The sequence below is a fragment of the Amycolatopsis sp. NPDC059021 genome, assembly GCF_042739895.1.
Classification (GTDB): domain Bacteria; phylum Actinomycetota; class Actinomycetes; order Mycobacteriales; family Pseudonocardiaceae; genus Amycolatopsis.
In genome coordinates this window covers 20,112-26,260 of record NZ_JBHYIQ010000054.1, presented here as the reverse complement: position 1 = coordinate 26,260, position 6,149 = coordinate 20,112, and the positions used below count along the sequence as shown (strand labels likewise).

Below are 6,149 nucleotides of genomic sequence, written 5' to 3'. Positions count from 1 at the left end.
CTCGGCCGCGGGGGGCGTGGGGGCCTCCGCCCCGCACGCCGGCTGCCGCTCTAAATATCCCCGCCAGGGGCGCTACCGCGACATCGGGCGTCCTACAGCACCTCCGGCAACCCGCGGCCCCAGAATCCTTAGTGAGAGAACCTCCTTGAGGGACTCTGATTCCCTCAAGGAGGCATTCACGGACCATGGCGGTGCGCTTCAGCGGGTGCGGGCGACGCGGCCTTCGTCCCAGACGGGTTCGGGGGTTTCGCGGACGACGCCGTCGGAGCCGAAGACGAGGTAGCGGTCGAAGGTCTTGGCGAACCAGCGGTCGTGGGTGACGGCCAGGACGGTGCCTTCGTAGGTTTCGAGGCTGTCCTGCAGGGCTTCGGCGGATTCGAGGTCGAGGTTGTCGGTGGGTTCGTCGAGCAGCAGCGCGGTGGTGCCGGCGAGTTCGAGCTGGAGGATCTGGAACCGCGCCTGCTGCCCGCCGGAGAGCTTGTCGAAGACCTGGTCGCCCTGGCGTTCGAGTTCGTAGCGGCGTAGCACGGCCATCGCGGCACCGCGGTCTTTGGCGTGCTCGGTCCAGAGGATGTCGGCCAGCGTCCGCCCGGTCAGCTCCGGGTGGGCGTGGGTCTGGGCGAAGTGCCCGGGGACGACCCGGGCCCCGGTCTTCCACAAACCGGTGTGGGCGACGTCCTCACCGGCCAGCAGCCGCAGGAAGTGCGACTTGCCCGAGCCGTTGGAACCGAGCACCGCGACCCGCTCGCCGAAGAAGATCTCCAGCGAGAACGGTTTCATCAGCCCGGTGAGTTCCAGGTGTTCGCAGGTGACGGCGCGGACGCCGGTCCGGCCGCCGCGCAGCCGCATCCGGATGTCCTGGGGCCGTGGTGGTTCCAGCGGCGGGCCCGCTTCCTCGAATTTGCGCAGACGGGTTTTGGCGGCCTTGTAGCGTGAGGCCATTTCGTCGCTGCGCGCGGCGTATTGCTGCATGTCCAGCACGAGGCGTTTGAGCTGGGCGTGTTTTTCTTCCCAGCGCCGCCGGAGTTCTTCGTAGCGGGCGAAGCGTTCCTTGCGTGCCTCGTGGTAGGTGCCGAATCCGCCGCCGTGTACCCAGGCGTCGCTACCCGCCGGGCCCGGCTCGACGCTGACGATCTTTTCCGCAGCGCGGGCGAGCAGTTCCCGGTCGTGGGAAATGAAAAGCACGGTTTTACGCGTCTCGCGCAAGCGGTCTTCCAGCCAGCGTTTACCGGGCACGTCGAGGTAGTTGTCCGGCTCGTCGAGCAACAGGACCTCGTCGGGGCCGCGTAGCAGTGCCTCGAGGACCAGGCGTTTCTGCTCGCCGCCGCTCAACGTCCGTACGAGCCGCCATCGTGCCTTCTCATACGGCACGCCGAGTGCGGCGGTGGTGCAGACGTCCCAGAGGGTTTCGGCTTCGTACCCGCGTGCTTCGGCCCAGTCGGCCAGTGCCTGCGCGTACTTCATCTGCGCGGCCTCGTCGTCGACGGTCATGATCAGTTCCTCGGCGGCGTCCACCGCGGCGGCGGCGTCGCGGATCCGCTGGGGCGCCACCGAGATCAGGAGGTCGCGGACGGTGCGTTCGTCGCGGACCGAGCCGACGAACTGGGCCATCACGCCGAGCCCGCCGGAGACGGTCACCGACCCGGCGTGCGGCCGCAGTTCGCCGGACAGCAGCCGCAGCAACGTCGTCTTCCCGGCGCCGTTGGGCCCGACGAGTGCGACGACCGCGCCGTCCGCCACCCGGAACGAGACGTCGTCGAGCAACGTCCGCCCGTCCGGCAGGATGTACTCGACGTGCGCTGCCTCCAGATGACCCATGGTCGCGGAGTGTAGTGACGGGACCGTCGGAAGGCTCCCGATTTTCGGTGCGCAGGGCGTCGAGTGTCCGAAGTGGACGAATTCCCGCCGGAATGGTTGCCGAGGCCGAGAACCACGTCGGCTCGCCTTGTCCCAGCGATGGCTCGGTGCGCAGGGAACCCTCGTCGCGGCTGGTCCGGCCGGTGGCTGGGTAGTATCTGTGCGCGGGTGCCGCGGCGTTCGAGAACGAAGCCGTGCGGGAGTGAGTCGGGGGAGGGATCATGCCGAGGCCGGAGCGTCCGCTGGAGCAGGACGGCAGTGTGACCTGCGAGTTCGCGCAGGCGCTGCGGCAACTGCGCAGGGAAGCGGGCAGCCCGCCCTATCGGCTGCTGGCGGCTCGCGCGCACTACTCGGCGAGCACCCTGGCCGCGGCGGCAGGGGGCAGGCAGCTACCGAGCCTTCAGGTCACGCGCGCCTTCGCCGCCGCCTGTGGGGCCGACCCCGGCGTCTGGGAGCAGCGGTGGCGTGACACCCGCGCCCTGCTCGACACCGCGGCCGCCACGACGACCGCCGGAGCATCCGAGCGGGTGCCCACGATGCGGCCACCCGGCACCCCGGCCGGTGACACTCGGCCGCCGACCGGAGTGCCGAGGTACGTGCCACCCGAATCGCCGAGGCTGTCCCTCCGGTCGATCCGGGTCGCGCTGGCCGTCGCGGTGGCCGCGTCTCTCGCCGGCGTCGTGGTTCTGTATGCCAGCGTGTTCGGGGCTGTCCTGCCCTCTCCCGGCGACGCCCCGCGCCCCGCCGCCGGGGCGGAACGGATTTCCGGCCCGGTCCGGCCGGGGCCGGCGGCTTCGGGGAACGGCGACCTGCGGGTCAGCAGTGCCGACGGCCGGCTGATGGTCCTCGCCACCAGTGACGACATCCAGCTGTGGGACACCCACGACGTCGCCGTGCCTCCCCGGTGCGCGGCGCGGATCACGCCGGGATTCCCGCCTGCCGCACTCCGGCTGGACGGCGGTGGCGCCATCCTGACGGCCGTGCCGCCCTACCGCGCCGGGCAGCGCTTCGGCCAGCACGAACGCCGCTGGGACGTCACGGATCCGGCGCACCCCCGGGAACTGCACAGCACGCTTCCGGCGGTCTGACGGGCCGCGTTCTCGGCGACTGGATCAGGTTTCCTGGCTGGCGAGGGCGAGGAAACGGGTGGGCGCGCAGCCGGTGAGCGCGCGGAACTCCCGGTTGAAATGGGATTGGTCGGCATAGCCGCAAAGGGCGGCGATATCCGACCGGCTCGGGGGCCGGTGCCGTGCCAGCAGCCGCAGCGCGTGGTGGAACCGGACGATCCTGGCGAACGTCTTGGGCGGGATTCCGATCTGGGCGTGGAAGCGGGCTTCGAGGTGAGAGCGGCTCCAGCCGACCTGATCGGCGACGGCGGCGATCGCCGGGCGGCCGTGGGTGGTGCTGAGCAGGTCCCAGGTGGCTTGGACCGGTGTGGCCAACCGCGCGCCGGGGTGCAGCCGTGCGCTCAGCCATCGGTCGAGCAGTGCGAACCTGGCCGCCCAGCCCGGAGTTTCGGCCAGCTGCTCGACGAGGTGTGCCGCGTGCGTGCCGAGCAGTTCGGTGATGCCGGCGTAGGCGGGCAGTTCCTTGAGCGGCATCCCGAACAGAGCGTGCGCGCCGAGCGGCGTCAAGCCGATCACCATGCCGTGATCGATGCCGGACTGCTCGAACACCAGCGGGCCGGACTGGAGCCCGACGACCGGTGAGGACGGCTCGCGGCGGCCCCGGCCGCCCGTGGTGAGCATCCGGCGGTCCAGGTTCTCGAAGTCGAGGATGACCTTGATCCCGTCGATCGGCGCGATCCGCCGGACGGACGGGCCGGCGTCGGGGAACCGGGCCCCGGCGTACCCGAACACGTAGGCCGCCAGCCGCGGGTCGGGTCGTGCGGCGACGCTCTCGCCGGCGCACACCGTTCCCTCCCGGCGGGACAGGCTTCCCACCCAGCGGTCCATGCCGTCTCCCTCCGCGAGCGGCGACGTGCACCGGACGAGCCTCTCCTGGAGGACCGTAGCCCGCCGACGGCAGGGGCGGAAGATCATGCATTTGTCCAAGACCGCGATCGTGGCCCGGCCTACCGTGTGGTGATCGACCGGCACCGGCCGGAAGCGGCGGGTTGTGCGCGATTGATTGTCCGGTGCCCGCACGCGTCGCCGGACAACCTCCGAACGGCTAGAAGTGGACCTCCGGGAGGCGAGAAGCGGAAGGGGGGGCAGGGTGGGGTTTCGGCTGCTCGGGCCAGTGCAGGTGCTCGATCCGGCGGGCGGGGTGGTACCGCTGCGTGGCCGGATGGACCGTGCTCTGCTGGCGGTGCTGTTGCTGAACGCGAACCGGCAGGTGCCGACCGACGCGATCGTCAACGCGTTGTGGGATGTCTCGCCGCCCAAGGCCGAGACCTACTGGACGTATGTCAAGCGGCTTCGCCGTCTGCTTCGCGCGGTGTTCGGCGGCAGGGTCGTGATGCCTTCGCTGCGGGGCGCGTCGGCTATCGAGGTCGATGTCGAGGAGATCGATTATTTCCGCTTCGTGGGGCACCTCGAACGGGCTCGTGTCGCCGGTGATCCGGTGGAGGCCGCCGGCCATGCGCGCCGTGCGCTGGCCGAGTGGGCGGGTGCCGCGTTGCAGGATCTCAGTGACGACCAGCAGTGGGTGACCGAACATCGGCGCGGTCTCGACGTGCGGCGGGCGGAGGCGTGGCACCTGCTGGTGGACGCCGAGCTGGCCTCGGGCAGACCGGCCGCGGCACTGGCCACGGTGAACGAGCCACTGGGGTTGTGGCCGTACGACGAGACACTGGTCGGGCAGCAACTGCTCGCGCTGAGCCGGACGGGGCGGCAGACGGAAGCGCTTTCCCGCTTCCGGGACTTCCGGCGCAGGCTCGTCGACGAACTCGGCGTCGAGCCCGGCGCCGGCCTGGTGGCGCTACAGCAGACCATCCTGCATGGCGGTGCCTCGCCGGGCACCACCGCGATCACGGTGACCGAGCGGCCCGTACCCGCACCCGGTCCGGTGTGCGGGCTACCGCCGAGGACCGTGTTCACCGGCAGGCAGGGCACGGTGGACGAGCTCCTCTCGGTCTTGAACCCGGCGAACCCCGGCGTTCGTGCCGCTGTGGTCGCGGGGCTGGCGGGGGCGGGGAAGTCGGTTCTGGTCGTCGAGGCCGCTCACCGGGCCCGTGAGCACGGCTGGTTCGGCGGTGGCGTGCTGTTCCTCGACGTGCGGGCGGGTGAGCCGGGCCGGGGGCTGGCCACCGGGCGGGCGCTCGGCGCCCTGCTGGGCAGTTTCGGTGCCGCGGCCGGGCCGGTGCCGCTGGGCACCAGGGAACGCGAGCACCGTTACCGCTCGCTGCTGGCCGCGTCGTCCGAACCGGTACTGGTCGTGCTCGACGACGTCGACTGCGCGGAACAGGTGCGGTCGCTGCTGCCCGGCGCCGGCCGCCACGCGGTGCTCGTCACCAGCCGCAGGCTGCTCACCGGTCTGGACGGGAGCAGGCTGGTGCACCTGGGGACGCCCGGTGGCGAGGAGGCCGCGGCCATGCTGAGGGGACACGTCCTGGCCGCGGTGCCCGGCGATCCACGGCTGGACGCCGAGCCCGAGGCGGTCGCGCGGGTCGTCCGGTCGTGCGGGTACCTGCCGCTGGCGCTGCGGGCCGCCGCGGCCCGGCTGGCCGAGGATCCGGCCATGCCGGTCGCGGAGCTGGCCGCGGTGCTCGAGGGGCCCGGCAGACTCGCCGCGCTGACGATCGACGGGCAGCCGGTGGTGACCAACGCGTTCGCCGGTGCCTGCCGCCGGCTCGGCCAGGACCAGTTGCGGCTGTTGCGCCGGCTCGCGGCGCACCCCGAGGCCGAGATCGACGCCGGCACGGCGGTTCTGGACGGAATGGGGACAGCCGGCGTGACGCCGCTGTTCGACGAACTCCGCCGCGCGCATCTGCTCACCCCCGGGACCCTGCGCGGCCGCTGGCGGATTCCCGAGCTGGTGCGCCTGTTCGCGGCGGGCCGGGACTTCGTCGTGCGGCGGGGTGACACCCCGGAGGAGGGCAGGCGCCCGGACCACGCGGTTCCCCTGCTGTACCCCCTTTCGACTCCCTCGCCGTCCCCGCAGTGCGGTTGAGGCTGCTCGTGCGCGCCACACGGCGAACGGAATAGACGTCCGCCCGAACCCCAGCGGGTGGGCCGGCCGTGCTGGACAGGCACGGTTCCCGCGGCGGGGGCGGGCGGGGGGGCGGCCGGTGTGTAGCAGCGGCGGAGCGGCGGGCGCGCACACTCGCGGCCGGCAGGTCGGCGCCGCCC

Annotated in this window: 4 protein-coding genes; 2 read left to right on the top strand and 2 right to left on the bottom strand. The window is 72.0% G+C overall.

All coding sequences use genetic code 11. From position 1 onward, the window contains the following. Positions 1-198: 198 nt before the first annotated feature. Positions 199-1,818, bottom strand: coding sequence for an ABC-F family ATP-binding cassette domain-containing protein (locus ACFWX1_RS28290; RefSeq protein WP_378392328.1), 1,620 nt, complete (start codon positions 1,816-1,818; stop codon positions 199-201). A gap of 260 nt (positions 1,819-2,078) precedes the next feature. On the opposite strand from ACFWX1_RS28290, the gene ACFWX1_RS28285 reads away from it, so the two are divergent. Further along, positions 2,079-2,945, top strand: coding sequence for a helix-turn-helix domain-containing protein (locus ACFWX1_RS28285; protein WP_378392326.1), 867 nt, complete (start codon positions 2,079-2,081; stop codon positions 2,943-2,945). A 24-nt stretch (positions 2,946-2,969) separates the two neighbouring features. Here ACFWX1_RS28285 and ACFWX1_RS28280 read toward each other — a convergent pair whose 3' ends face one another. Continuing rightward, positions 2,970-3,812 (bottom strand): helix-turn-helix transcriptional regulator, encoded by an 843-nt coding sequence (locus tag ACFWX1_RS28280; RefSeq protein WP_378392324.1) that lies wholly within the window; start codon positions 3,810-3,812, stop codon positions 2,970-2,972. Positions 3,813-4,074: 262 nt separating this feature from the next. Here ACFWX1_RS28280 and ACFWX1_RS28275 point away from each other — a divergent pair, with 262 nt between their 5' ends. Continuing rightward, the gene (locus tag ACFWX1_RS28275; protein ID WP_378392322.1) at positions 4,075-5,970 is read left to right on the top strand and encodes a BTAD domain-containing putative transcriptional regulator; all 1,896 of its coding nucleotides are present in this window, start codon (positions 4,075-4,077) and stop codon (positions 5,968-5,970) included. Positions 5,971-6,149: the final 179 nt, after the last annotated feature.

Excerpts from the sequence above, each read along its gene's own strand:
- ACFWX1_RS28290 (WP_378392328.1), bottom strand. The coding sequence starts at position 1,818 with ATGGGTCATCTGGAGGCAGCGCACGTCGAGTACATCCTGCCGGACGGG.
- ACFWX1_RS28285 (WP_378392326.1), top strand. The coding sequence starts at position 2,079 with ATGCCGAGGCCGGAGCGTCCGCTGGAGCAGGACGGCAGTGTGACCTGC.
- ACFWX1_RS28280 (WP_378392324.1), bottom strand. The coding sequence starts at position 3,812 with ATGGACCGCTGGGTGGGAAGCCTGTCCCGCCGGGAGGGAACGGTGTGC.